Genomic DNA, 23,277 nt, shown 5'->3' on the forward strand with positions numbered 1-23,277 from the left:
ATCTTATGGGGGGCAGGTGCCGCAGTGACCGGAACTGTTTTTACGCGCGAGCCCGTTATCTGGTGGATCGGGGGAGAACCTTTTCATGCAGCGCCGATGGTCGTGTGCATCTGCGCGGTGATCATCACCCGCGTGGTCATCGGCCTTCAGGCAAAGGGCAAGGCGCAGTGGACGCTCGACCTCGCCATCACCGCGCTTTGCCTGCTGGTCACGGTTCTTTGGGTGCAGGCGCATGAGCTGGACATGCTGGCGGCCGGGATCACCGGCATCGGCATTGCTGCGGTGGGCGCTGGCATCATCGGCATGGCCAAGGGTGTGATCGGCAACCGCTTCAAGGCGGCGCTGGAGGTGCTGTTCGGCGCAGGCGGGCCGCCCGAGCGCTGATCCAACCTCAATTGCGGATTTGACGTGGGCGCTTTCGGGCGCCCTTTTTCATGGGAGATGACATGGATCAGACTGCGCTGCAGCGGCGGCTGGCGACGCTAGGCTATTACGCCGGGGCGATAGACGGCATCATCGGGCCGAAGAGCAAGGGCGCGATCATTGCCTGCCTCACTGGCGGGCCGGACTATCCGATCACGCCAGCAGACATCGGGCTAGGCGCATCGATCCTTGGTGTGGACCACGCGAAGATCTGGGCTGTCTATGAAGTGGAGAGCTCGGGCGATGCCTTCGTGAACGGCCGCCCGACGATCCTGTTTGAGCCGCACCGGTTCAGCAAGGCAACCGGGCACCGCTTCGACAAGAGCCACCCGCACCTGTCCTCCCGCCCGTGGAACCGCAACCTCTATCCCAACGGGCAGGCCGCGCGCTGGCAGCAGCTGGTGGATGCCGTGGCGCTGGACGTCGATGCAGGCTTCGCGTCCGCCAGCTACGGCGCGTTCCAGATCCTTGGCGAGAACTATGCCGTGTGCGGCGCACATGATCCGTGGGCATTTGCCTGGCGGCAGGCACAGACCGAAGGCGACCAGCTGGAGGCGTTCGTTCGCTTCGTCGAAGGGAGGCGGCTGAAAGGCGCGCTCCAGCGAGGCGATTGGGCTGCGTTCGCGAAGGGGTACAACGGCACCGCCTATCGGGCGAACAAATATGATGAGCGGCTTGCTGCCGCCTATACCCGGAGGAAGGCGTCATGACCGAACTTTCCCTGCTCCGCCGCTACTGGTGGGCCATTCCGATCGTCATCCTGCTGGCTGCCAATGCAATCCTGTTCCTGACTTTGAATGCCAGGACTGCTGATCGCGACGAATGGCGGGACCGAGCGACCGCTGAAGCGAAGGCTCACCAGCAGACTGTCAGCAATTACCGCGCCGCGACCGCTGAAGCCAAGCGCCAGGCGCAGGCCAATGTCGCCCGCGTGAAAGCGGAACAGGCTCAGATCACCGAAAGGACCAAGAGTGACTATCAGGCTCGCCTTGCCGATGTTGATGCTCGCTATGAGCGCGTGCGCGCGCAACTCGCCGCTAGAACCGATCTCAGCAGCGCCAATCTCGCTCCAGTGTCCCTCTCCAGCGACGCCACCTGCCGAGCTTATGGCGGGGGAAGTTGTGACGACCTTCTTGCCAAGCTCGCAATAGCCGAGCGGCAGGCTTGGAATCTGGTCGCCCTCCGCCGGTGGGCGGCCGATCAGGCGGCGGTGAAGGTTGAACCTGTGCCGGTCAGCCCCGGAAGCGATTGACGACGCGCTTCCATTCCCGCTCATCAGGCAAGGGCAGCGTGATCTGCGGTGTCTCAGTGACCAGCTCTATGGCCCTCGGCCGGATGCGCTTGCCCCGTCGACGGGCGCATTCCCGGCACCACATTTTCTGACGGGCTGGGCCTAGATTGTCGTCCATTCCCTTGCGGTGAAAATGCCACCATAGGCCATGGGGATGGAAGAGGCCGACATGGCCGCACTGGCAGATGACCTTGACCGTCTTATGCCATGCGGCCGCCTCGAACAGGCAGGTGGCAATCTTCAGCCCGTCTCTATACCGGGCCACATTCCGCCATCGCCTCGTCAGCAAGCTCCTGCAATGTCGCGTAGCGGATCTCGACCAGATCCGCGATCGCTGCCGAGATTGATTTCACATCCCGCCCGGTGAGCCCGCCTTCATCGATCGCGTCGTCATCGCTCAGCCTTTCAGCAAACTGGCGAAAGCGGGCTTTCAGTTCATCGTTCATTTGGTTCTCCTTCCGGTGAGCCAGTGAGTTCCCTGCCTTGGCGGGGGTCGAGGCGCGTCAACGCCTCAAACCAGCGGACTCGACCCGCTATGTCCCCGGCAGGCCTGCCGGTTTCATCCCGCCTCCCAGCGCTTGGGAGGGGTGAACAGATATGGAACAAACATGATGGAGTCGAGTCCGCTTTTTGATGATTTCGTCGCGCCCGTGTCGCCTGTCGCAGCTTACATCGGAGGCAAGCGGCGGCTGTGGAAGCGCATCACGCGCGCCATCGATCTCGTGCCGCACCAATCCTATGGCGAAGTGTTCATGGGCATGGGCGGCGTCTTCCTGAAGCGAGGGCGCCGCCCGCGCGCTGAGTATGTCAATGACTGGTCGGAGGATGTGGCGACGTTCTTTCGCATCCTGCAGCGCCACTACGTCGCCTTCCTTGATATGCTGCGGTACCAACTCACCACGCGGAGCAATTTCGAGCGGCTGATGCGCGTCGACCCGTCAACCCAGACGGATCTGGAGCGGGCCGCGCGGTTCCTCTACCTCCAGCGCCTCGCGTTCGGGGGAAAGGTCGCGGGCCGCAGCTTCGGTGTCGATGCGGCCAACTCCGGCGGGTTCGATGTGACAAAGCTCCAGCCCATGCTGGAGCAGCTGCACGAGCGACTCGCGGGCGTGACGATCGAACGGCTGCCCTGGTCGGACTTCGTTCGCCGGTATGACCGGCCCGATATGCTCTTCTACCTCGATCCGCCATATCACGGCAGCGAGGGCGACTATGGCGCGGGCATGTTCGATCGGGCTGAGTTCGCCGCGATGGCGGAGCAGCTACGCGGGATCGAGGGTCAGTTCCTCATGAGCATCAATGATGTGCCGGAGATCCGCGAGGCGTTCGCCGACTTCGCTATGGCAGCAGTCGATTTGCAATACACGGTCGGCAATGGGTCGCCGGTAGAGGCGCGTGAACTCATCATTTCGAATAGCCGAATGGTCCCGATCGAGCGGCTTATTCCCTAACGCCCAGGCTTTCCTTGCAGCGATGGGGATTTGGCAGCAGCGGCAGGTTTTCTTCCGCTGCTGTTCAGATCCTTCGATGAGGTGATGGTTTCGGCAGTCGCTTTTGTCCGAATATGCCTCATTTCGGCCGTTAGCCCGCCCATCCCCCCGGCGAGCGCCTTTTCTGACGCAATCAAGCGATCTAGTTGCTGCGCTGCGGCTTTATCCCGCTCGGCGCTCTCGGTATTTTGTTTGTAGCCCAAGTAGATCGATACGATTAGGGCGATAATCGAAACGAAAAGAGATGCCCCTGCGATTTTAAGTCCGTTCTGTGTTGCTTTTCTCGTATCTTCTGCCCCGGCGCTGAAGTCCGCCACGGCCTCCGAAGCAAGGTCGTTCAAGCTGCGCTGCATCTCCGCTGTAGCCGTCGCTACATCGCGCATTTGCTCAATTTTTTCGGCCACGTCAGCCAAAATGTCGTTTGTTTTAAGCGCCGGGTGCAGAGGAATATCTGGTAGTTTCAGCGGTTCAGGAACTGGTCCAATGGCATGCTCATGTGGCTGAGCAGCGATATTCCTAAGAAGTTCGGAGAGGCGTTGGGATGACCCGATGTTGGCAGCTAAACTAGGTGAAAGCTTGACTCTCATCCGCTCGGTGGTCCGGCCGAGCATGCCTGTCAGCTTTTGCCGAAAGCTCTCGACGTGCGCGCGCCATGCTCGGGCCAACAAGTCTTCATCACTTTCACCTTCAAGACGCTCGCAACCTTTGGATCCGCTCTCGTCCGGAGCGTCGAACCAGTCCTGGTTGTGCCTGATGATTGCGCGGACCAGATGCTGGCGATCGGCAGGTGTGAGAGCGGCCACGTCGGCTAATGAAAGTGGTGCTTGATCTGCTTTGCGCGTCAAAGCCGCAATAAGGGCGGTCACAAGATTTTCTGAACTCGACTCCTTCTCAGCTTCCGCCTTAGCTGTCGCCGCCATGGTGCTGACATTTGCGCGGTGGACGTACAACTCACCAAGGTGCCCCACCACCCCCACTGGCTCGGATGTTAGCCTTAGATCTTTGAGAGAAGATTTCTTCACAGCGCCTCGCCATCCATCATGAGGCCGAAGCGTGTGATGATGCTGAGCGGCGCTGTAAAGTCGAATAGGTCATATTCCTTAGCCCGAAGCACTTTGTTTCTGCTCGATAATGCGGTCGACTGATATCCTGGTCTTATACGCCACACTGCCCTAGCTGGCTGTCTCTGCCGTATCTTTCGAGCGCTATGGCCGGCCAAGAAATCCCTTCAACGCCCGGCTATCGCGTGGCCGTAAGGAACTTATGTTTGTGGCTGGTTCCCTTCACCCGCTCCACGCTCTCCCACATCAGCCAACCTGCCGCTTGGCGAGCTTTCGCGCCAGGGTGCGGCGATGCATGCCGAGGCGGCGGGCCGCTTCGGATATGTTGAAGTCGCTGTCCTTCAGCACTTCATGGATATGTTCCCACTCAAGCGTCTTGATCGATGTCGGACGCGGGGCGAGGGGCGTTGATGGATCGCCAGAGGAGCGGGCGAATGCCGCTTCGATGTCATCGGTATTCGAAGGCTTGGCGAGATAGTGGGACGCGCCGAGCTTGATCGCTTCGACGGCTGTGGCGATGCTGGCAAAACCAGTGAGGACGACGATCAGCGTCTCGGGATCATGGGCGTGGAGCGTCTGGACGCAGACGAGGCCGGATTCTGCGCCGAGCTTTAAATCGACTACCGCAAATTGAGGCTGATGCTGTTCGAGCAGCGTCACGAGCGCTGCGTGGCTGTCGGCGGTCAGGACCTGGTAGCCGCGCCGTTCGAAGGACCGCTTGAGGGTCTTTGCAAAAGCCTCGTCGTCTTCGACCAGGATGAGCAGCCGGTCGTCTGCCATCATCGTGACTCCTCCAATCCGACGGTGCTTAATGGAAGGCGGAGCAGGACAAGTGCGCCGCCGTCCGCGCCGTTGCTGGCGGATACATTGCCGCCGAGTTTACGCACCACGTTCACGACCAGGAAGAGGCCAAGGCCGCTGCCTTGCTTCCCCTTGCTTGAACGGTAGGGCTTGCCGAAGTCGGCGAGCATCTGTTCGCTGAAGCCCCTGCCATTGTCACGGACGGCGATGTTGAGCGATGTGCTGTCGCGTCCGACCAGAAGATCGATGTAGGTGGCGCCAGCTTCTCGGGCGTTGTCGAGCAGATTTGTGATGGCTTGGCGAATGACGGGATCGGCTATTATTCGGGGATAATCGTGGGGCCCGAAATCGCAGCGGAGTGGAATTCCGGGGTTGGCGGAGCGCCAGCTTTGGGCGATTTCAAGAAGGAAGTCGCGAATTGGCGTGACTTTTGGAGCTTCGCCCCGGGCTTCTCCTGAGGAAATGAGAATGCCTGTCAATATCTGTTTGCAGCGTTGGACGGCGGTCTGCATTTCGCCGACCTCTTCGAGAAGGGAAGGGTGGGCGGTGATTTCGGGCATGTGGCGCCAGTCGCCCAGCACGACGGCGAGCTGGGAGAGGGGGGTGCCGAGTTCATGGGCGGCGCCGGATGCGAGGAGGCCCATGCGGACGATATGTTCTTCCTCAGCGGCTTGCTGGCGCAATTGGGCGAGATAGGCCTCGCGCGCCTGAAGGTTGCGGGTCATGCGACTCATGAAAAGGACCAGCAGCACCGCGATCATGGCGAGGCAGATCCAGGTCCCGAGGATATGCAGATCGAAGAGCCGCCCCTCCAGCGCATCGGTAAGATCCAGCGGCCGATAGACGAGAGACAGCATCGCGGCGCAGAGCAGGGACAGGAGGACGATGCCCCAGATGCTCCAGCGATCGAGCAGCACCGCGCCCAGCGCCACCTGGAGAAGGTAGAGCGCGATGAAGGGATTGGTCGCGCCGCCGCTGAGATACAGCTGGGTGGTGAGCAACAGCACGTCGAAGACGAGCGCCAGGAACAGCTCTGCACGGGCCACATCGGTCCGGCGGCGCAGCGTGGCGAAGGTCGCGATATTGACGGCCGCCGCGATCGAGGCGACGAGCAGCATGGCGGCAACGGGCAAGCGGATGCCCATGGCCCAATGCACGAAAAGGATGGTGGCGACTTGCCCCGCTATGGCGATCCAGCGCAGCTGGGCGAGTAGCGCCATATTCTTGCGCCCGGCGGCATCCGCGGGCCATTGGCCGGGGAGCAGGCGGGCGCCGGTGGACAGCCACCCTTTCAAGACCGTCTTTCCTTCCATAACTGGCGCATGACGAAGATGTACGCGCCAGCCGCCATCGCCGCCAGCGCGAACCATGTAAGGGCGTAGGAAAGATGGCTGTTGGGGAAGGTGAGGACGGTAAGGCCGCCCACAGGTAGCGATGCCGGAGAACCGCTGCGTTCGGCGTCGATGAAATAATTGGCGACCGGCGGGCGAAGCTGACGCGCGCGGGCAATGGCCGCCACATCGCGCGAATACCAGCGGTTTGCGGCAGGATCGTTGGAGCGCAGGAAGCCGCCGCCCGGCTCGCTAAGCCGCATCAGCCCGGTTACGCGGACTTGCCCGCCGGGCCTGGAAAAGCGGGCGCGTGCCTCCGGCGGCACGAAGCCGCGGTTGACGAGCAGGGTGAAGCCGCGATCCGTGACGAGCGGGGTCAAAACCCAAAAGCCTGCGCCGCGCGCGGTCGATGCCTGCACCAGAGTTGCGCGGCCGTGCAGGAACCGGCCGGTCACGATCACGCGGCGATAGGCGTCATCGCCGCTGGCCGAAGGAGGAGCCGGGACGGGCGCTGCATGGACGCGGCTTTCGACCTGTTGGATCAGGTCGCGCTTCCACGCGAGGCGATTCACTTGCCAAAGCCCCAAGCTGACCAGCCCCGCGACCGCAAGAAGCGCGGCCATCGAGAACAGGATCAGGAACCCCGCCGAGCCACGGCGGGGCGGATGGTCTGTCACGGCATCTGGCTCATGTCATGCACGCTCATATCCTGCATCTGCGGCATCATATTGTGATTGAGGTGATACATGACCCAGATGGAGCCGGCGAGCGTGATGACGACCAGCACGATCGTGAAGATCAGCGCCAGCATCGTCCAGCCGCCTTCCGACCGGGTGTTCATGTGCAGGAAGTAGATCATGTGGACCAGGATCTGAACGACCGCAAAGCCCATGATGGTGAAGGCGGTCAGTTGCGGATCGCCCAGCGCCCCGGTCATGACGAGCCAGAAGGGGATGGCCGTCAGGATGACCGACAGGCCGAACCCGATCATGTAGCTGCCGAAGGTGCCATGGGCAGGCGCCTGCCCATGATGATCGTCGTGATGGCTGTGGCCGTGCGCGCTCATCGCAGCATCCCCATGAGATAGACGAAGGTGAAGACGCCGATCCAGACGACGTCGAGGAAGTGCCAGAACATGCTGAGGCACATCAGGCGGCGCTGGTTGGCGGGGATCAGGCCCTTTTTCGCGACCTGCGCCATCAGCGTCACCAGCCAGATAATGCCGAAGGTGACGTGCAGGCCGTGCGTGCCGACCAGCGCGAAGAAGGCCGACAGGAAGCCCGACCGCATCGGGGTCGCGCCTTCATGGATGAGGTGGGCGAATTCGTAGAGCTCGATGCCGAGGAAGGCGAGGCCGAACAGTCCGGTGATGGCCAGCCAGCCCTGCGTAGCAGCCACCCGGTTCTTTTCCATCGCCAGCATGGCAAAGCCATAGGTGATGGACGAGAAGAGCAGCATCGCTGTGTTGAGGGCCACCAGCGGCAGGTCGAACAGATCCTTGGGGCCTGGACCCGCCGCATAATTGCCGCCGAGGACCGCATAGGTCGCGAATAGGCAGGCGAAGATGAGGCAGTCGCTCATCAGGTAGATCCAGAAGCCCAGCATGGTGCTGGACCCTTCCGGATGATGAGGCTCATGTTCCAGGTGGAAGAGCGGATTGCCGTCCTTGTCGAGGAAAGCGGCGTCTACGGTAGGTGCGCTTGCCATGGTGTTAGCCCTGCATCGCGAGACTGCGCGTGCGCTCGCCCTCTGTGCTTTCGACCACATCCTTGGGGATGTAGAAGTCGCGCTTGTAGTTGAAGGTGTGGCCGATCGCGACGGCGAGGATGCCGATGAAGCTCAAGCCCGCGAGCCACCACATGTACCAGATCATGCCGACGCCGAAGGCCACGGAGAGCCCAGCAAGGATGACGCCGGTGCCCGTGTTGCTGGGCATGTGGATCGGTTCAAAGCCGGAGACAGGACGCTGGTAGCCGCGCTTCTTCATGTCCGCCCATGCATCGCCGTCATGGATGACGGGGGTGAAGGCGAAGTTATAGTCCGGCGGCGGCGAGCTGGTCGCCCATTCGAGCGTCCGGCCATCCCAGGGATCGCCAGTGGTGTCGCGCAGCTTGTCACGGTTCATGATGCTGACGGCGAACTGGATGAACATGCAGGCGATGCCGGCCGCGATCATGACGGCGCCAAGCGCGGCGATCTGGAACCAGATCTGCAAGCTTGGATCATCGAACACGCGCATGCGGCGGGTGACGCCCATCAGGCCCAGGACATAGAGCGGCATGAAGGCCACCCAGAACCCGACGACCCACAGCCAGAAGCTGCGCTTGCCCCACTTGGTCTCCAGCTTGAAGCCGAACGCCTTTGGCCACCAATAGTTGATTGCCGCGAACAGGCCGAACAGCACGCCGCCGATGATCACATTGTGGAAGTGCGCGATCAGGAACAGCGAGTTGTGCAGGACGAAGTCGGCAGGTGGCACCGCGAGCAGCACGCCGGTCATGCCGCCGACCACGAAGGTCAGCATGAAGGCGACCGTCCACATCATCGGCAGTTCAAACCGGATGCGGCCGCGATACATGGTGAACAGCCAGTTGAAGAGCTTGGCCCCGGTCGGGATGGAAATGACCATCGTCGTGATGCCGAAGAAGCTGTTGACGCTGGCGCCGGAGCCCATGGTGAAGAAGTGGTGCAGCCAGACGAGATAGCTCAAGATAGCGATGACAACCGTCGCATAGACCATCGAGGAATAGCCGAAGAGGCGCTTCGACGAGAAGGTCGAGGTGACTTCGCTGAACACGCCGAACAGCGGCAGGATGAGGATGTAGACCTCCGGATGGCCCCAGATCCAGATGAGGTTCACATACATCATGGGATTGCCGCCCATGTCGTTGGTGAAGAAGGCCGTGCCGACATAGCGGTCGAGGCTGAGCAGCGCGAGAACGGCGGTCAGCACCGGGAAGGCGGCGACGATCAGGATGTTGGAGCAGAGCGAGGTCCAGACGAAGATCGGGAGCTTCATCATCGACATGCCCGGCGCGCGCATCTTCACGATGGTCGCGATCAGGTTGACGCCCGATAACAGCGTGCCGATGCCTGCTATCTGAAGGCCCCAGATATAATAATCGACGCCGACCCCTGGACTGTAGGCGATACCCGACAGCGGCGGATAGGCGAGCCAGCCGGTGCGCGCGAATTCACCCACGAACAGCGACATCATGGTGATGACAGCGCCCGCCGTCGTCATCCAGAAGCTGAAATTATTGAGGAAGGGGAAGCTGACGTCGCGGGCGCCGATTTGCAGCGGGACCATATAGTTCATGATCCCGGTGATCATCGGCATTGCGACGAAGAAGATCATGATGACGCCGTGCGCCGTGAAGATCTGATCATAATGATGCGCGTTCAGATAGCCTTCGGACCCGTTGAACGCCCATGCCTGTTGCAGGCGCATCATGATGGCGTCGGCGAAACCGCGCAGGAACATGATGAGGCCGAGGATCATGTACATGATGCCGATGCGCTTGTGATCGACGGTGGTGAACCAGTCGCGCCACAGCCAGCCCCACAGGCGATATTTGGTGACGATGCCAAGGATCGCGACGCCGCCGATCACGACAGCGACGAAGGTGCCCATGACGATCGGTTCATGGACCGGCACTGCGCTCCAGTCGAGGCGACCGAAGATCAGTTTCCAGATGCCGCTATTTTCGGATGCGGGATGAGGGGACATGGGGTCAGGGCCTTGGTGGGAATGGGTGGGGAAGGGAGGTGCGCGACACCCCGCATATTTCGTCATGCTGAACTTGTTTCAGCATCCATTGCGCCTTCGAGAATGGAGTCGCGTGGGGAATAATGGATCCTGAAACAAGTTCAGGATGACGGTGGGATGGAGAAGGCATGGCGTTCACATTCCCTCATGCCCATGATGACCGCCCGCATGCCCATCGGCATCCTTCTGTCCGGGCGCTTGGTTGCCTCGTTCGGCAGGCGTGCGCTGTGCGGCTGGCGTCATGCCGGAAGGCTGGGCGATCTCGCCCTTCTTGCCAGGCTCCACCGGATGGTAGCCGCCCACGTCGATCGTGCCGTCATGACGCAGCCCTTCGGTGTCATGCGCCGATTCCTTGCCCGCGCCGCCGTGCATGTCGGTCATCATGACCTCATCCATGCAGCGCTTGCCGGGCTGGGCGCACATGTTGACTGCGGCGTGGAACAGCTTGGGCTCGACGCCTGCGAAATACATGGGCGGCACCTTTTCGCTGGGCTGTTCCAGCTTCACATAGGTGGCGCGGTCGAGCTTCGCGTTGCTGGACTTCACCTGCGCGACCCACTTGTCGAACCCGGCCTGGTCCATCGCCTTGAAGCGGAAGCGCATGTTGGAGAAGCCCGCGCCGGAATAGTTGGCGGAGAAGCCTTCGAAATTGCCCGGTTTGTTGGCGACGGCGTGAAGCACCGTCTGCATGCCGGGCATGGCGTAGATTTGTCCCGCGAGGGCGGGCACGAAGAAGCTGTTCATGAGCGTCGCGGAGGTGATCTTGAACTCGATCGGCTGATCGACGGGCGCGGCGAGTTCGTTCACCGTGGCGATGCCGAGTTCAGGATAGATAAACAGCCATTTCCAATCGAGCGCGACCACTTCGACCTGGAGCCGCTTGGCGGCGGGATCGACCTTGCGCTCATGATCGATGCGTTCGATCGGGCGGTAGGGATCGAGCAGGTGCGTGCTGGTCCAGGTGATGGCGCCGAGCGCGATGATGATCAGCAGCGGAGCCGACCAGATCAGCAGCTCAAGGCTGGTCGAATGATCCCAGTCGGGATCATAATCCTTCGCCTGCGCCTTTTCCCGGTAGCGCCACGCGAACCAGATGGTGGTGGCCATCACCGGCAGGATTATGAGCAGCATGAGCAGCGTGGAGATGATGATCAGATCGCGCTGCTGCACTGCGACATCGCCCGCAGGCGACATGACCACCCAGTTGCACGCTCCGAGCGGCAGCAGCAGCAAGGGCGCGAGTCGGCGCGGAAAAGCTCGGGAAAGGAGGCGAGGACGTGCGGTCATGATGCCCGCATAAGGGGGTGGCGTGGCGATCGACATTGGACCTTTTGTCCTATCCCCTCGCAGGCGCAAAATAGGGCAATGGCCTTTCGACCACCGGGGCGATTCGCTATGCTGCAACGATGTTGGGCATGGATCGTTCCCGCAGCATGAAGGCTTGCCCCGACCGATGAACGCCGCGACCACCACGCCATCCTCCACGCAGATGGAGCGCGACGCACGCCTCGTCACCGCGCGAGATCACAAGGTCGCGCCGGGCGAAATCGCGATCGGCGTGATCATCGGGCGGACGTCGGAATTTTTCGACTTCTTCGTCTATGCGATCGCGTCGTGCATCGTGTTTCCGGCGCTGGTCTTTCCCTATTTGAGCCCGTTGGAGGGGACGCTCTGGTCCTTCGCCATCTTTGCGCTGGCATTCGTGACGCGGCCGATCGGGTCGTTCATCTTCATGGCGGTGGACAGGGCTTATGGGCGGGGCGTGAAGCTCACCATCGCGCTGTTCCTGCTCGGCGGATCGACGGCGTTCATCGCTTTCCTGCCGGGCTATGACACGATCGGCATATGGTCGGCGGTGCTGCTCGCGGTATTCCGGGCCGGGCAGGGCGTGGCGCTCGGCGGGACATGGGACGGGCTTGCCTCGCTGCTGTCATTGAATGCGCCGCAGAACAAGCGTGGCTGGTACGCGATGATGCCGCAGCTGGGCGCGCCGCTGGCGCTGCTGGTGGCTAGCGGGCTGTTCGCTTTCTTCCTGTCGGTTCTGTCGGACGCGGATTTCCTGGCGTGGGGGTGGCGCTATCCCTTCTTCGTGGCGTTCGCGATCAACGTGGTGGCGCTGTTCGCGCGGTTGCGGATCGTGGTGACGCATGAGTTCGAGCGGCTGTTCGAAGCGCGGGAGTTGCAGCCTTCGCCCGTGCTGGAGACGGTGCGGACGGACGGGCGGAACATCGTGATCGGCGCCTTCGCTCCGCTGGCGAGTTTTGCGCTGTTCCACATGGTGTCGGTGTTCCCGCTATCGTGGATCGCGCTTTACACGAAGCAGCCGCTGGAGCGCTTCCTGGTGATCGAGGCGATCGGCGCAAGCGTTGGCGTGCTGGCGATCATCGTTTCGGGATTCGTCGCGGACATGGTCGGACGGCGCAAGCTGCTGGCATGGTCGGCGGCGGGCATCGGGATATTCAGCATCGCCGCGCCGCTGCTTCTGAACGGCGGTGAGTTGGCGGAGATCGCGTTCATGATCCTGGGGTTCATGCTGCTGGGATTGAGCTTCGGGCAGTCTTCGGGCGTGGTCGCCTCCAATTTCTCGACGGCGACGCGCTATACCGGGTCGGCGCTGACTTCGGACCTTGCATGGCTGGTGGGCGCTGGCTTTGCGCCGCTGGTGGCGCTGGCGCTGTCGGTCACGTTCGGGCTGGCGGCGTCGGGCGCTTATCTTTTCTCCGGCGCGGTTGTGACGGGGCTGGCGTTGTTCATCAACAAGGAGCTGGCAGGCAAGGACCGCTAAGCTGCCGCCTGCCGCATCCGCTCTAGTGCCTTACGGTCGAACCAGCCGGTTGGGCCAGAGCGGGGGGCGAGGCGGGGGAGCCATGCGGCGTAGAGGCTGCGCAGTTCGCGCGGCAGGCCATCTGGCCCTTCACGGCCCATGATGTCCGAGACGATGCGGTTCTGGAAGAAGCGCAGCGAATAGTTGGTCATTCGCCGATATTGCATGCGCCAGCTTGATGGGTTGGTGAGGCGCACCGGTTCGCAGAGAAAGCCTGCATCTTCACAAGCGAAGACGCGGTCACGCTGCCAGGCGGCGTCGGTTTGAAGGTCGGTATGAGCCCAGGCCGCGACGAGGCCATCGTCACCGATCAGATCATTGGGCAGTCGCAAGCCGCGGTCGCGGATGCGGTTCACGAATTGGCGTGAAAGCGCATAGAGATCGCCAAACAGGCCTCCGTCCGTGGTCAGAAGATGGCGGTAATGCGCAGCCATGCGGCCGTTGAGCGGCATGCCCGCTGCTGCATTGACGCCTTCCTGCCCTACAGCCCGCGCCAATGCGTCGATGGAGCCGGATGCGATCTGGGCGTCGCCATCCAGGAGGATGACGGCTTCGTCGTTTCCGTCGAGCAGATCATGGATGAGGTGGTTCCAGGTCCGCGACTTGCCGCCCCGAGCGATGTCATGGACATGGATATTGGCTCGCCCTGCCGCTTCTTCCCGAGCGCGCACAGCCGTGGCGTCGGTCGAGCCGTTTACGAGGACATGATAGACGGTGTACGCCCGATCCAGCGGGAGCGAGGCAAGACATGTGCCGATCCGCCGTTCTTCCTGATGGGCGAAGATGCCGACGGCAATAGCCATGATGTCAGCGGAAGTCCCAACCCTGCTGGCCATGATCTGCCTGATCAAGGCCCTCTGCCGCTTCCTCGCCGCTAAGGCGCATCGGCAGCGCGGCCGATAGCATCAGCGCGACGATGGTGGTTCCAGCCATTGACCAGAGCGCGACGGCTATGACGCCCGCAAACTGGCTGAGCACGGCTGTGGAGAGGCTGACATCGGCTTCGAACCCGACGCCGCCCAGAAAGGGCTGAACGAAGAGCGGGAGCAACAAGGCACCGATCAGGCCCCCGAGCCCATGGAGCAGGAAGACAGCGGCCGGATCATAGACGCCGCGTCCGAACGCCGCCTTGGCAATGCGGCAGAGAAGGGCAGCGGCAAGGCCGATCAGCATTGCGCCGCCCGGGCCGGACAGGGCCGCAGAGGCGGAGATGGCGGCGAGGCCAGCGATGGCGCCGGACATGATCCCGGTGGCGCTGATACGGCCGCTAGCCGCCCGATCCGACAAGGCCCATGCAAGTGCGCCCGCGCAGGCGGCGAAATGCGTGTTGAGGATGGCGGTGGCGGCGTTGTCGGTCGCGCCGAGGGCCCAGCCGCCGGAGAGCCCGGCCCAACCGATCCAGATCAGCGCCCCACCCGCGAGGCTGAGAACAGGCGCGTGGTTCGTTGCAGCCTGCCGGGGTTGGCGGCCGAGGATCAGGGAGAGCGCCAGTGCAGAAAAGCCTGCGCTCATGTGAATGACAAGGCTGCCGGAGAAATCGATCACGCCGAGCCTTGCGAGCCATCCGCCGCCCCAGATGCCATGGACCAGCGGAGCATAGACGATGAGCAGCCAGAGCGGGGCAAGCGCCGCCGTCCAGCCGAAGCGCGCGCGTCCGGCGGTGGCGCCGGGGAGAAGGCAGACGGCAAACAGTGCCAGCGCCATCTGGAACAGGACGAAGGCGGATTCCGGAACGGTAAGCCCCTCTTTCAGCGTCCCGAGATTGGCGAGCAGGAGGTTGGCTCCGCCGCCGAGCCATGTGCTGCCGGGGGCGAAGCTGAGGCTATATCCGGCGATCGCCCAGGCGAGTGATGCGCCTGCGGCGACGATGAGTATCTGGGTGCTTGCCGAGAGCGCGCTGCGGACGTTGACGAGGCCCGCGTGGCGCAACAGCAGGCCGGGCAGTCCAGCGATCAATATGAGTATGGCGCAGAGGATCATCCAGGCGGTGTCCCCGCTGTCCGCTACGGCCACCGCAACCTGGGCTTCGGCCGTTTGCGGCGAGGCCATGAAGAGGAAGAGGAGGAGGGCGCGAGCGAACATGGGACGATCCGGCAATATCAGGTGCCGAATTGTTTATGCTGTGGCGGTAAAGACTTTGATAAGCTTGATGGGAGCGTGATTTTTTGGGGGCGGCTGAGGAGCTGTGTTTATCCGGATTACTCAAGCTTTGCTCGGGCTGAGCTTGTCCAGGCCCATTCTTAAAGCCCATTTTTAGAGGAAGTAGCCCTTCGACAGGCTCAGGGCGAACGGAGTTGGGTGGCATGTGCGAACGGGGGGTGGCGGGAAGGTGAGGATCCGCGAAAGTGCCGGGTCAAGACGCCGCCGCGCCTAGTAGGCTTCGCCGCCGCAAGTGATGCGGGCCGTGCCGCGATTTTCGACCTGGCAGGCGGCCTTGCCAGCGATCATGACGTCGCCTGACCCGGATGCGGAGATTTTGGCGGTGACATCGGCGGTCAGCGCAACGTTGCCGGGGCCGTCATTGCTGACGGTCGCCTGGCGAACGCGCAGGCCCTCGGCAGCGACTGCGCCGGGACCATTCACACGTACCGCCGCGACAGCCGCCCGCCCCGCCAGCGTCGCGCGGCCTGCGCCAGCGAGGCCAAGGCTGAGTTGATCGACGTCCACCGCCGCGACATTGACGTCGCCGTTGCCGCCAAGCACGATCTCTCCGCGCAAGCCCTTCATCCTGCTGACCGAGATGGAGCCTCCGCCGGTCAGCACCAGCCTTTCAAGCATGCCGGTCGAGAGCCGCACGGTGGCGCGGCCGCCGCTCTTTTCGCCAGGCCGGGCGCGATCCATCCTGATCGTCAGCAGCCGTCCCGACACATCGATGTGCAGCCGTTCTATCAGCGACTGGTCGCCATCGACCTTGGCCGACGCGCCAGCACCGGTGGTGATGATCACTTCCACGGGCGCGTCCACCCGGATCGCGTCGAAGCTGGTGATGGTATAGCCGCGAGTCGCAGCCACGGCCTGCAAAGGCAGCAGCAGCCAAGCGGCTGTGATCATGAGACGTAAGGGATTTCGCGGTGGACCTGGCATGGTGCCGCCTTTAGCCGCGAAACGCTTTCCACAAGGTTGATGGCGCCATCTTCCTGGACGGCCTTTGACGGTCACGTCCGCCGGACTGCCAAGGCCAGACCTCGTCAGGCGAGGCCTACTTCCTTCAGCGGGACCGAGGAGTCGGCCAGTTGCGCCTGGTCGAGAACGGCGCCCGACAGGATGTGGGCGCGGCCCTGCACATAGTCCTTGACGGCATTCACGCAGTCGAGGGCGATGAGCTTGCCCGCCTTCAGATACAGGACCGAGAAGCTGCGGGTAGCCGGATCGCCACGCAGGATGGTCTGGTCATGGCCGATGGAAAGGCCGACGGTCTGAAGCTTCAGATCATATTGGTTGGACCAGAACCAGGGGACAGCGTCATAGGCTTCTTCCTTGCCCATGATGTGAGCGACGGCGGTCTTTGCCTGGTCGTTGGCGTTCTGCACCGACTCGAGGCGAAGCTGCGCGCCGCGCGCGAAGCGGTTGGCGTGCGAGGCGCAGTCGCCAACGGCATAGATGTTGGGCAGGCTGGTGCGGCAATATTCATCGACATCGACGCCGTTGCCGCCCGCCGCGCCTGCCGCGATCAGCGGGCCCGTTTCGGGCACGATGCCGATCCCGACGATCACCATGTCGGTTTCGACACGCTCACCATCCTGCATGAGAACGGCGGTCGCCTTTCCGTCCTGCACCTCGATGCAATCCATCTTCGCGCCGGTGCGAAGGTCCACGCCATGGGCGCGATGTTCGGCTTCGTAGAAGCGGGACAGTTCTTCCCCGGCGACGCGGGCAAGGACGCGGTCCAGCGCTTCCAAGAGCACGACCTTCTTGCCGAACTTCGTGAGGACGGCGGCTGCTTCGAGGCCGATATAGCCGCCGCCGATCACGACGACATGGTCGATCTGGTCCATCTTCGCCATCATCGCGTCGACATCGTCGCGGCGGCGGACGGCATGCACGTTGGGCGCGTCGGCCCCGTTGCACGTCAGCATGCGCGGACTGCCGCCGGTGCACCAGATGAGCTTGCCATAACCGATCTGCTCATTGCCGGCGGTGACCGTCTGCGCTTGCGGATCGATCGTCTTTACCCGGCGGCCGAGAAGCATGTCGACCTTGCGCTCTTCCCAGAAGGCGGCGGGGCGGATGAGGATGCGGTCGAAGCTCTTGTCCCCGGCAAAATATTCCTTCGACAGGGGCGGGCGTTCATAGGGCGGGTATTTTTCGTCCCCGATCATGGCGACGGACCCCTCAAAGCCGAGTTGACGAAGCGAAATCGCCGCCTGCGCGCCTGCATGGCCCGCGCCTACGATCAGAACGTCATAATGGCTCATCAGCCAGCATCCCCTCAGTCCAAGTTGCTGCCGTCCTTGGCGCGCTTTCCCCGGGCTGACAAGGGGTGCCCAAGGCTTTTTGGGGCGCGAAGGGCCAAATTATATATGTTGGCGGCCCTATGTCCCCCATGGCGTTGCCATCCCAGGTTGTGGCATAGGCGCTCGCCAGATTTGGGGGTTTCTTCCTTATGGCTGACAAGGACTTTCCGGTAAGGGCGGAGGGCCAAACGGCGCATGGTCCGCTATCCGGGCTCGCGCTCGGGGCCTTGGGGGTGGTGTTCGGCGACATCGGAACCTCGCCGCTCTACGCGCTGAAGGAGAGCTTCGTCGGCCACCATCCGCTGGCGGTCGATCCGGTCCATATCTATGGCGTGCTGTCCCTGATCTTCTGGACCATGATGTTGGTCGTCACGGTCAAATATGTGTTCATCATCCTGCGCGCCGACAATAATGGCGAGGGCGGCAGCATGGCGCTGCTGGCTTTGATCGGGCGGCGGATGGGCGAGACGCGCTGGACGCCGACGATCGCGGCATTGGGCGTGCTGGCGACAGCGCTATTTTACGGCGACGCGATCATCACCCCGGCGGTGTCGGTGCTGTCGGCTGTCGAGGGGCTGACGGTCGTGGAAGCGGGGCTGACGCCGCTGGTGCTGCCGATCGCGATCGTGATCCTGATCGCGCTGTTCGTGATCCAGAGCATCGGGACGGCGCGAGTCGGCGCGCTGTTCGGGCCGATCATGGTGGTCTATTTCCTTGCGCTCGCCGTGCTGGGCGCCGCCAATATATTGCGGCACCCGGAGATCGTGGCGATCGTCAATCCGTGGTGGGCGCTGCACTTCTTCCTCATCGATCCCAAGCTTGCATTCCTGGCCTTGGGCTCCGTCGTACTGGCGGTGACGGGGGCGGAGGCGCTTTATGCCGACATGGGCCATTTCGGGCGCAGGGCGATCAGTGTCGCCTGGCTTTACGCCGCTTTCCCGTGCCTGATGCTCAATTATCTGGGGCAGGGGGCGCTGCTCATCGACGAGCCTGCGGCGGCGCAAAATCCTTTCTTCCTGCTGGCGCCCGAATGGGCGAGGTTGCCGCTAGTGATATTGGCGACGATGGCGACCGTGATCGCAAGCCAGGCGGTCATATCGGGCGCTTTCTCGGTAACGCGGCAGGCGGTGCAGCTCGGCTTCCTGCCCCGCCTGCGGATATTACACACCAGCGCGTCGGCGGCCGGGCAGATCTATATGCCGCTCATCAACTGGACGCTGCTGGTGCTGGTCATCATGCTGGTGCTGGGCTTTGGCAGTTCTAGCAATCTGGCGGCTGCCTATGGCATCGCTGTGACGGGCACCATGGTCATCACCACCTGCATGATGGCGGTATTGACGTTCAGCGTGTGGCGTTGGAACCCCGTGGCGGCCGGTCTGGTCATCGGGCTGTTCCTGATCGTCGATGGCGCCTATTTCCTGTCGAACGCCACGAAGATCCCGGATGGAGGATGGTTCCCGCTGCTGGTGGCGGGCGTATCGTTTCTGGTGCTGACGACCTGGGCGACGGGACGGCGGATCATGCGGCGCTATCTGCGCGAAGACGCCATGGACCTGGAGCTTTTCATCAAATCGGCAGGCGCGTCGTTGAAGCGGGTGCCGGGGACAGCAATATTCCTGTCCTCAACGACCGAAGGTGTTCCGCCCGCGCTGCTGCACAACGTGAAGCACAACCGCATCCTGCATGAGCGCAACATCATCTTGACGGTGCGGACCGAAGATGTCCCGCATCTGCCCTATGACGGACGCACGAGCGCGGAAGATCATGGCGCGGGCTTTTATCGCCTGATCCTGCGCCACGGCTTCATGGAAAATGTCGATGTTCCCGCCGCGATGAAAGCGGTGCGCGACTGCGGGGGACCGATCGGCGTTGCCGATACCAGCTATTTCCTCAGCAGGGAGACGCTGGTGCCCTCGTCCCGGCCCGGCATGGCGATCTGGCGCGAGCGGCTGTTCGCGTGGATGGTGCGCAACGCGGAAAGCCCCATGGCCTTCTTCAAGCTGCCGACGAACCGCGTGGTCGAACTAGGGTCGCAGCTGGAGATTTGAGAGGCGGCCAGGATTGAAGTCTCGGGACGTGCCTTTTTATCGTTAGATTTCTGTTCACTATATTCGCTTATCAGGCATCGGGCTAAAAGAGGCTGTCGGGTGCTCAAGTCATTACAAATCGGGTATAAGCCTCGCGAGGCGCGCCAGCCGGTGTTGATCCCGGCACGGATGAACACTGGCCCAAGCTGGACAGAGGTGGTCATCCACAATCTGTCGTCCGGCGGTGCACTGCTGGCATGTGATGATGCCCCGAACCGCGGCACCTATGTCGAGATCAGGCGCGGAAAGCAGACGATCGTGGGGCGCGTGGTCTGGCGGAAAGAGCGATTTTTCGGCATTCAGGCGCAGGGCAGGCTAGACGTCGCCGCCATAATCAACGAGCCGCGCCTTGCGTCGCGACCCAAATCGGCAAATGATCCTGGCTCTGCCTACGAGCGGCGTTCACAGTCGAGAATGGAGGCTGACGCGCAGATCGCGCGTCAACTCGAAAATAGCCGCCGTTGGTCAGCCGCATTCCAGTACGGCATATTCCTCGTCCTCGCCCTGAGCGCGGCGGGATTTGCCGCTACCGAGGTCTACCAGTTGCTCTCTCACCCGTTTTCGCAGGTGCAAAGCCACCTCTAATATTCTGACCGCGCATGCCAGCTAGGGGCGGAGCGATGCAAAGCGCGCGCTCCTTGCGCCATTTGCCTCACGCGGCTGGCTGGTTACGGCGTTAACCTTCTTTTCATTGAACTTTTTCCCGTGCCCAGGCTTTCCCGCGCTTCAAATGCGGACGGGAACTATTCGTAAACCATGAATGTAAATGAGCAGGCGCGCTTCCAACAGTTGGCGGAGCGTAATCAACATCTGGCGTCGCGCGCAGACAGTCCGGACATCCGGAAGGTGCATGAAGCCTGGGTGACGTTCTACAAGAAGCTGGCCGCTAATGCGATCAGCTGATGCTGCCAATTCTCTGCTGAAGCTGAAAATGGTAGCGGAGGAGGGACTTGAACCCCCGACACGCGGATTATGATTCCGCTGCTCTAACCAGCTGAGCTACTCCGCCCCATGGGCTGCGCGGGGCGTGGCCCCTGCGGTGGGCGCGCTATAAGCAGAGCCGCTATTGGGGTCAACGGGGTTTGGCGCGGGATGCGCAATTTCTGTTCGTGACGATGAAGCGTGCCCAGGAAAAATCTGTGTGGGTGCATTGCCGTGGGTCTTTTTGCGCTTGCAATCGTTCGGGCACGTTGCACTAATGTTGCAATGCACAACCGGGCTGGGCCCGAGGGAGGATCGACGCTTTGCCCTTCCATGAAATGTTTGAGCCGGATGGTTCGATACGGCCTTGCTATGCCGAGGTGCAGAATTGGGTGGAGCGGACAGGCATTGCGGGCCTCAACAGGCGACTGGATGAGGCGGAAGCGATTTTCAGGCGGATCGGGATCACTTTTGCGGTCTATGGCGAGGGTGGCGATCCGGAACGGCTGATCCCGTTCGACCTGCTGCCGCGCATCTTCACCGCGCAGGAATGGCGGGTGCTGGACCGGGGAATCCGGCAGCGGGCGCGGGCGCTCAATGCTTTCCTGCATGACGTCTATCATCGCGGCGAGATCGTGAAGGCCGGAATCATGCCCGCCAAGATCATCTACCAGAACAGCGCTTATCTCGCTGAAATGGCAAACTTTACGCCGCCAGGGAAAGTGTACAGCCATATCGTCGGGATCGATATCGTGCGCACCGGCCCTTCCCGGTTCGAGGTGCTGGAGGATAATTGCCGCACCCCCTCGGGCGTGTCCTACATGCTGGAAAATCGCGAGATCATGACGCGCATGTTCCCTGAGCTTTTCGCGCAGGGGCTGGTGGCGCCGGTCGATGATTACCCAGCCGAGTTGCTGAAGAGCCTGAAGGAAGTCGCGCCGCCAGCATGCAAGGGCGATCCCGTTGTCGTGCTGTTGACGCCCGGGTCGCTCAACAGCGCTTATTATGAGCATAGCTTCCTTGCTGACCTGATGGGCATCGAACTGGTGGAGCCCGCCGACCTGTTCGTCGATGAGGATCGGGTGTGGATGAAGACGACGCTTGGCCCCCGCCAAGTCGACGTCATCTATCGCCGGATCGATGACGAATATATCGATCCGCTGGTGTTCCGGCCGGACAGCCTGCTCGGCATTCCAGGCATCTTCAACGTGTATCGCAATGGCGGGGTGACGCTGGCATCGGCGCCGGGTGCAGGGATCGCGGACGACAAGGCGGTCTATATCTATGTGCCCGAAATGATCCGATTTTACCTGGGTGAACAGCCGATCCTGGACAATATACAGACATGGCAGTGCGGGAAGCCCGATGAATGCGCCTATGTGCTGGAGCATCTGCACGAACTGGTGGCAAAGGAGGTGCATGGATCGGGCGGCTATGGGATGCTGATCGGGCCTAAATCCACCAGTGCGGAAATCGCGGCCTATGCTGATCGGATCAGGGCCAATCCGGGTGAGTTCATTGCGCAGCCGACGCTTGATCTGTCCACCGTGCCGACACTTGGCCCCGCTTCCGTGGTCGGGCGGCATGCTGATTTCCGGCCCTATTGCCTCGTGGGCAAGCAGATCCGGTTGGTGCCCGGGGGGCTTACGCGCGTGGCGCTGACGGAAGGATCGCTGGTCGTGAACTCCAGTCAGGGGGGCGGGGTGAAGGATACATGGGTATTGCAGGATTGATGAGGGTTGCCAGCGCCTTTCGCAGTCATCGCCATCCCAGCGGCAGCTGGGATCTCGTGAGGCTATGCAGCGCGCTTTCGCCTGAGATCCCAGCTTTCGCTGGGATGACGGCGAGGGATGGCATCGCGCGGCGGGGGAGGTCGCGCCCATGCTGAGCCGCACAGCTGAAAATCTCTACTGGATGGCGCGCTATATGGAGCGGGCCGAGGCTACGGCGCGGCTGTTGACCATGGGGCAGCGCATGGCGATCCTGCCCGGGGCGCACCACAGGGACGAGTGGCGATCGGTGGTGCGGGCGACGGGGGTCGAGGGCCAGTTCCCTGAAGGCGTTCAGGTGACGGAGAGCGATGCGGTCGCCTATCTGATGCTGGACCTCAACAATTCCAGTTCGATCCGGTCCTGCCTGCTGCGGGCGCGGGCCAATGCGAAATCGGCGCGCACCATGCTGACCCAGGACATGTGGGAGGCGCTGAACGAAGGGTGGCGCAAGCTCGACAGCTATGATGTGGGTGAGGCGCGTCAGCAGCTACCCGCCCTGATCGACTGGGTGAAGACACGTGTCATGACCTTCCGGGGCGCGGCGCATTCAGGGCAGTTGCGCAATGAAGGGCATGACTTCCTGCGGGCGGGGTCAGCGCTGGAACGGGCGCAGATGACCCTGCGGCTGCTGGACGTCAAATATTATGTGCTGCTGCCGGAAACCGAGGTGATCGGCGGCAATCGCGACCATTATCAATGGACGTCGGTGCTCTATGCCTTGTCCGGCGCGCGGGCCTATCATCATGTTTATGGGGGCACCTATACGCCTTGGCAGATCACCGATTTCCTGATGCTGAACCGCCTTTTCCCGCGCAGCGTCGCCTATTGCTACGACCAGCTTGCCTATCGGCTCAACCGGCTGGCGGGCTGGCACAATGGGCGGGGCACGTGTCATGAGACGGTGCGACAGATGGTGGATCATCTGGAGCAGCTGGACAGTGGAGAGATTTTCCGCGTTGGCCTGCACGAGACGGTGCAGGGCGGGTTGAAGATGACCAATCAACTGGGCGCGGAGATCGCCCAGACCTATCATTTCGGATGAAGGAGCGCCGC

24 protein-coding genes and 1 tRNA gene are annotated in these 23,277 nt (G+C 62.3%); 10 read left to right on the forward strand and 15 right to left on the reverse strand.

From position 1 onward, the window contains the following. Positions 1 to 24: 24 nt before the first annotated feature. The 3 genes from SPHS8_RS02245 (at position 25) to SPHS8_RS02255 (ending at position 1,675) form a co-directional block, all read left to right on the forward strand. Positions 25 to 384 (forward strand): hypothetical protein, encoded by a 360-nt coding sequence (locus SPHS8_RS02245; RefSeq protein WP_236574933.1) that lies wholly within the window; start codon positions 25 to 27, stop codon positions 382 to 384. Positions 385 to 446: 62 nt separating this feature from the next. Then, positions 447 to 1,133: an N-acetylmuramidase domain-containing protein gene (locus SPHS8_RS02250; RefSeq protein WP_201513705.1), complete on the forward strand. Its 687-nt coding sequence runs from the start codon at positions 447 to 449 to the stop codon at positions 1,131 to 1,133. Next, positions 1,130 to 1,675 carry a hypothetical protein gene (locus SPHS8_RS02255; RefSeq protein WP_201513706.1) on the forward strand — a complete coding sequence of 182 codons (546 nt, stop codon included), beginning with the start codon at positions 1,130 to 1,132 and terminating at the stop codon, positions 1,673 to 1,675. Before SPHS8_RS02250 ends, SPHS8_RS02255 begins: the two co-directional genes overlap by 4 nt. Here SPHS8_RS02255 and SPHS8_RS02260 read toward each other — a convergent pair. Together SPHS8_RS02260 and SPHS8_RS02265 are read right to left on the reverse strand one after the other, a co-directional pair. Next, a complete protein-coding gene (locus SPHS8_RS02260) occupies positions 1,656 to 1,979 on the reverse strand; it encodes a hypothetical protein (RefSeq protein ID WP_201513707.1) in 324 nt (107 codons plus the stop codon). The two genes, SPHS8_RS02255 and SPHS8_RS02260, sit on opposite strands and share 20 nt — an antisense overlap. After that, positions 1,966 to 2,160: a hypothetical protein gene (locus SPHS8_RS02265; RefSeq protein WP_201513708.1), complete on the reverse strand. Its 195-nt coding sequence runs from the start codon at positions 2,158 to 2,160 to the stop codon at positions 1,966 to 1,968. The genes SPHS8_RS02260 and SPHS8_RS02265 overlap by 14 nt, the downstream gene beginning before the upstream one ends. 165 nt (positions 2,161 to 2,325) lie before the next feature. Between SPHS8_RS02265 and SPHS8_RS02270 the strand changes: the two genes are divergently transcribed. Then, positions 2,326 to 3,165: a DNA adenine methylase gene (locus SPHS8_RS02270; RefSeq protein ID WP_201514841.1), complete on the forward strand. Its 840-nt coding sequence runs from the start codon at positions 2,326 to 2,328 to the stop codon at positions 3,163 to 3,165. On the opposite strand, the gene SPHS8_RS02275 is transcribed toward SPHS8_RS02270, so the two are convergent. The 8 genes from SPHS8_RS02275 to cyoA all read right to left on the reverse strand — a co-directional run bounded on the left by SPHS8_RS02275 (position 3,162) and on the right by cyoA (position 11,453). Then, positions 3,162 to 4,124 (reverse strand): hypothetical protein, encoded by a 963-nt coding sequence (locus SPHS8_RS02275; RefSeq protein WP_236574934.1) that lies wholly within the window; start codon positions 4,122 to 4,124, stop codon positions 3,162 to 3,164. The genes SPHS8_RS02270 and SPHS8_RS02275 overlap by 4 nt on opposite strands. Before the next feature lie 387 nt (positions 4,125 to 4,511). Further along, positions 4,512 to 5,045 carry a response regulator transcription factor gene (locus SPHS8_RS02280; protein ID WP_201514842.1) on the reverse strand — a complete coding sequence of 178 codons (534 nt, stop codon included), beginning with the start codon at positions 5,043 to 5,045 and terminating at the stop codon, positions 4,512 to 4,514. Then, a complete protein-coding gene (locus SPHS8_RS02285) occupies positions 5,045 to 6,361 on the reverse strand; it encodes an ATP-binding protein (RefSeq protein WP_236574935.1) in 1,317 nt (438 codons plus the stop codon). The genes SPHS8_RS02280 and SPHS8_RS02285 overlap by 1 nt, the downstream gene beginning before the upstream one ends. Next, positions 6,358 to 7,020 carry an SURF1 family protein gene (locus SPHS8_RS02290; RefSeq protein ID WP_201514843.1) on the reverse strand — a complete coding sequence of 221 codons (663 nt, stop codon included), beginning with the start codon at positions 7,018 to 7,020 and terminating at the stop codon, positions 6,358 to 6,360. Before SPHS8_RS02290 ends, SPHS8_RS02285 begins: the two co-directional genes overlap by 4 nt. Positions 7,021 to 7,070: 50 nt before the next feature. Further along, the gene (gene cyoD / locus SPHS8_RS02295) at positions 7,071 to 7,463 is read right to left on the reverse strand and encodes a cytochrome o ubiquinol oxidase subunit IV (RefSeq protein WP_201513711.1); all 393 of its coding nucleotides are present in this window, start codon (positions 7,461 to 7,463) and stop codon (positions 7,071 to 7,073) included. Continuing rightward, complete coding sequence (cyoC, locus tag SPHS8_RS02300) at positions 7,460 to 8,104, reverse strand: cytochrome o ubiquinol oxidase subunit III (protein ID WP_097091392.1); 645 nt, start codon at positions 8,102 to 8,104, stop codon at positions 7,460 to 7,462. The genes cyoD and cyoC overlap by 4 nt, the downstream gene beginning before the upstream one ends. A gap of 4 nt (positions 8,105 to 8,108) precedes the next feature. After that, a complete protein-coding gene (gene cyoB / locus SPHS8_RS02305; protein ID WP_201513712.1) occupies positions 8,109 to 10,127 on the reverse strand; it encodes a cytochrome o ubiquinol oxidase subunit I in 2,019 nt (672 codons plus the stop codon). A 174-nt stretch (positions 10,128 to 10,301) separates the two neighbouring features. Beyond that, a complete protein-coding gene (gene cyoA, locus SPHS8_RS02310; RefSeq protein ID WP_097092750.1) occupies positions 10,302 to 11,453 on the reverse strand; it encodes a ubiquinol oxidase subunit II in 1,152 nt (383 codons plus the stop codon). Positions 11,454 to 11,619: 166 nt separating this feature from the next. Between cyoA and SPHS8_RS02315 the strand changes: the two genes are divergently transcribed. Further along, positions 11,620 to 12,951 carry an MFS transporter gene (locus SPHS8_RS02315; RefSeq protein ID WP_201513713.1) on the forward strand — a complete coding sequence of 444 codons (1,332 nt, stop codon included), beginning with the start codon at positions 11,620 to 11,622 and terminating at the stop codon, positions 12,949 to 12,951. Here SPHS8_RS02315 and SPHS8_RS02320 read toward each other — a convergent pair. The 4 genes from SPHS8_RS02320 to SPHS8_RS02335 all read right to left on the reverse strand — a co-directional run bounded on the left by SPHS8_RS02320 (position 12,948) and on the right by SPHS8_RS02335 (position 17,405). Continuing rightward, positions 12,948 to 13,793 carry a glycosyltransferase family 2 protein gene (locus SPHS8_RS02320; protein WP_201514844.1) on the reverse strand — a complete coding sequence of 282 codons (846 nt, stop codon included), beginning with the start codon at positions 13,791 to 13,793 and terminating at the stop codon, positions 12,948 to 12,950. The two genes, SPHS8_RS02315 and SPHS8_RS02320, sit on opposite strands and share 4 nt — an antisense overlap. A 4-nt stretch (positions 13,794 to 13,797) precedes the next feature. Further along, positions 13,798 to 15,072: an ammonium transporter gene (locus SPHS8_RS02325; protein WP_201513714.1), complete on the reverse strand. Its 1,275-nt coding sequence runs from the start codon at positions 15,070 to 15,072 to the stop codon at positions 13,798 to 13,800. Positions 15,073 to 15,360: 288 nt separating this feature from the next. After that, positions 15,361 to 16,041 carry a GIN domain-containing protein gene (locus SPHS8_RS02330; protein ID WP_236574936.1) on the reverse strand — a complete coding sequence of 227 codons (681 nt, stop codon included), beginning with the start codon at positions 16,039 to 16,041 and terminating at the stop codon, positions 15,361 to 15,363. 137 nt (positions 16,042 to 16,178) lie between these two features. After that, positions 16,179 to 17,405: an NAD(P)/FAD-dependent oxidoreductase gene (locus SPHS8_RS02335; protein ID WP_097091398.1), complete on the reverse strand. Its 1,227-nt coding sequence runs from the start codon at positions 17,403 to 17,405 to the stop codon at positions 16,179 to 16,181. Positions 17,406 to 17,593: 188 nt separating this feature from the next. Between SPHS8_RS02335 and SPHS8_RS02340 the strand changes: the two genes are divergently transcribed. From SPHS8_RS02340 to SPHS8_RS02350, 3 genes are all read left to right on the forward strand, one after another. Continuing rightward, the gene (locus SPHS8_RS02340; RefSeq protein WP_201513716.1) at positions 17,594 to 19,492 is read left to right on the forward strand and encodes a potassium transporter Kup; all 1,899 of its coding nucleotides are present in this window, start codon (positions 17,594 to 17,596) and stop codon (positions 19,490 to 19,492) included. Positions 19,493 to 19,591: 99 nt separating this feature from the next. Further along, on the forward strand, positions 19,592 to 20,116 hold the full coding sequence (locus tag SPHS8_RS02345; RefSeq protein WP_201513717.1) for a PilZ domain-containing protein: 525 nt from the start codon (positions 19,592 to 19,594) through the stop codon (positions 20,114 to 20,116). A gap of 171 nt (positions 20,117 to 20,287) precedes the next feature. Next, positions 20,288 to 20,434: a hypothetical protein gene (locus SPHS8_RS02350; RefSeq protein ID WP_201513718.1), complete on the forward strand. Its 147-nt coding sequence runs from the start codon at positions 20,288 to 20,290 to the stop codon at positions 20,432 to 20,434. A 29-nt stretch (positions 20,435 to 20,463) separates the two neighbouring features. On the opposite strand, the gene SPHS8_RS02355 is transcribed toward SPHS8_RS02350, so the two are convergent. Then, positions 20,464 to 20,540: transfer RNA gene (locus tag SPHS8_RS02355), tRNA-Met, on the reverse strand. A 235-nt stretch (positions 20,541 to 20,775) separates the two neighbouring features. Here SPHS8_RS02355 and SPHS8_RS02360 point away from each other — a divergent pair. Beyond that, complete coding sequence (locus tag SPHS8_RS02360) at positions 20,776 to 22,185, forward strand: circularly permuted type 2 ATP-grasp protein (protein WP_201513719.1); 1,410 nt, start codon at positions 20,776 to 20,778, stop codon at positions 22,183 to 22,185. Positions 22,186 to 22,333: 148 nt separating this feature from the next. Further along, positions 22,334 to 23,266 (forward strand): alpha-E domain-containing protein, encoded by a 933-nt coding sequence (locus tag SPHS8_RS02365; protein WP_097091416.1) that lies wholly within the window; start codon positions 22,334 to 22,336, stop codon positions 23,264 to 23,266. The last annotated feature ends 11 nt before the right edge of the window (positions 23,267 to 23,277 follow it).

The organism is Sphingobium sp. S6 (genome assembly GCF_905120495.1).
Classification (GTDB): Bacteria; Pseudomonadota; Alphaproteobacteria; order Sphingomonadales; family Sphingomonadaceae; genus Sphingobium; species Sphingobium agri.

What these genes read in the sequence shown, in the direction of transcription:
- SPHS8_RS02250 (WP_201513705.1), top strand. Translation starts at nt 447, where the DNA reads ATGGATCAGACTGCGCTGCAGCGGCGGCTGGCGACGCTAGGCTATTAC.
- SPHS8_RS02255 (WP_201513706.1), top strand. Translation starts at nt 1,130, where the DNA reads ATGACCGAACTTTCCCTGCTCCGCCGCTACTGGTGGGCCATTCCGATC.
- SPHS8_RS02265 (WP_201513708.1), bottom strand. Translation starts at nt 2,160, where the DNA reads ATGAACGATGAACTGAAAGCCCGCTTTCGCCAGTTTGCTGAAAGGCTG.
- SPHS8_RS02270 (WP_201514841.1), top strand. Translation starts at nt 2,326, where the DNA reads ATGGAGTCGAGTCCGCTTTTTGATGATTTCGTCGCGCCCGTGTCGCCT.
- SPHS8_RS02275 (WP_236574934.1), bottom strand. Translation starts at nt 4,124, where the DNA reads ATGGCGGCGACAGCTAAGGCGGAAGCTGAGAAGGAGTCGAGTTCAGAA.
- SPHS8_RS02280 (WP_201514842.1), bottom strand. Translation starts at nt 5,045, where the DNA reads ATGGCAGACGACCGGCTGCTCATCCTGGTCGAAGACGACGAGGCTTTT.
- SPHS8_RS02290 (WP_201514843.1), bottom strand. Translation starts at nt 7,020, where the DNA reads ATGGCCGCGCTTCTTGCGGTCGCGGGGCTGGTCAGCTTGGGGCTTTGG.
- cyoD (WP_201513711.1), bottom strand. Translation starts at nt 7,463, where the DNA reads ATGAGCGCGCACGGCCACAGCCATCACGACGATCATCATGGGCAGGCG.
- cyoC (WP_097091392.1), bottom strand. Translation starts at nt 8,104, where the DNA reads ATGGCAAGCGCACCTACCGTAGACGCCGCTTTCCTCGACAAGGACGGC.
- cyoB (WP_201513712.1), bottom strand. Translation starts at nt 10,127, where the DNA reads ATGTCCCCTCATCCCGCATCCGAAAATAGCGGCATCTGGAAACTGATC.
- cyoA (WP_097092750.1), bottom strand. Translation starts at nt 11,453, where the DNA reads ATGACCGCACGTCCTCGCCTCCTTTCCCGAGCTTTTCCGCGCCGACTC.
- SPHS8_RS02315 (WP_201513713.1), top strand. Translation starts at nt 11,620, where the DNA reads ATGAACGCCGCGACCACCACGCCATCCTCCACGCAGATGGAGCGCGAC.
- SPHS8_RS02320 (WP_201514844.1), bottom strand. Translation starts at nt 13,793, where the DNA reads ATGGCTATTGCCGTCGGCATCTTCGCCCATCAGGAAGAACGGCGGATC.
- SPHS8_RS02325 (WP_201513714.1), bottom strand. Translation starts at nt 15,072, where the DNA reads ATGTTCGCTCGCGCCCTCCTCCTCTTCCTCTTCATGGCCTCGCCGCAA.
- SPHS8_RS02330 (WP_236574936.1), bottom strand. Translation starts at nt 16,041, where the DNA reads ATGATCACAGCCGCTTGGCTGCTGCTGCCTTTGCAGGCCGTGGCTGCG.
- SPHS8_RS02335 (WP_097091398.1), bottom strand. Translation starts at nt 17,405, where the DNA reads ATGAGCCATTATGACGTTCTGATCGTAGGCGCGGGCCATGCAGGCGCG.
- SPHS8_RS02340 (WP_201513716.1), top strand. Translation starts at nt 17,594, where the DNA reads ATGGCTGACAAGGACTTTCCGGTAAGGGCGGAGGGCCAAACGGCGCAT.
- SPHS8_RS02350 (WP_201513718.1), top strand. Translation starts at nt 20,288, where the DNA reads ATGAATGTAAATGAGCAGGCGCGCTTCCAACAGTTGGCGGAGCGTAAT.
- SPHS8_RS02365 (WP_097091416.1), top strand. Translation starts at nt 22,334, where the DNA reads ATGCTGAGCCGCACAGCTGAAAATCTCTACTGGATGGCGCGCTATATG.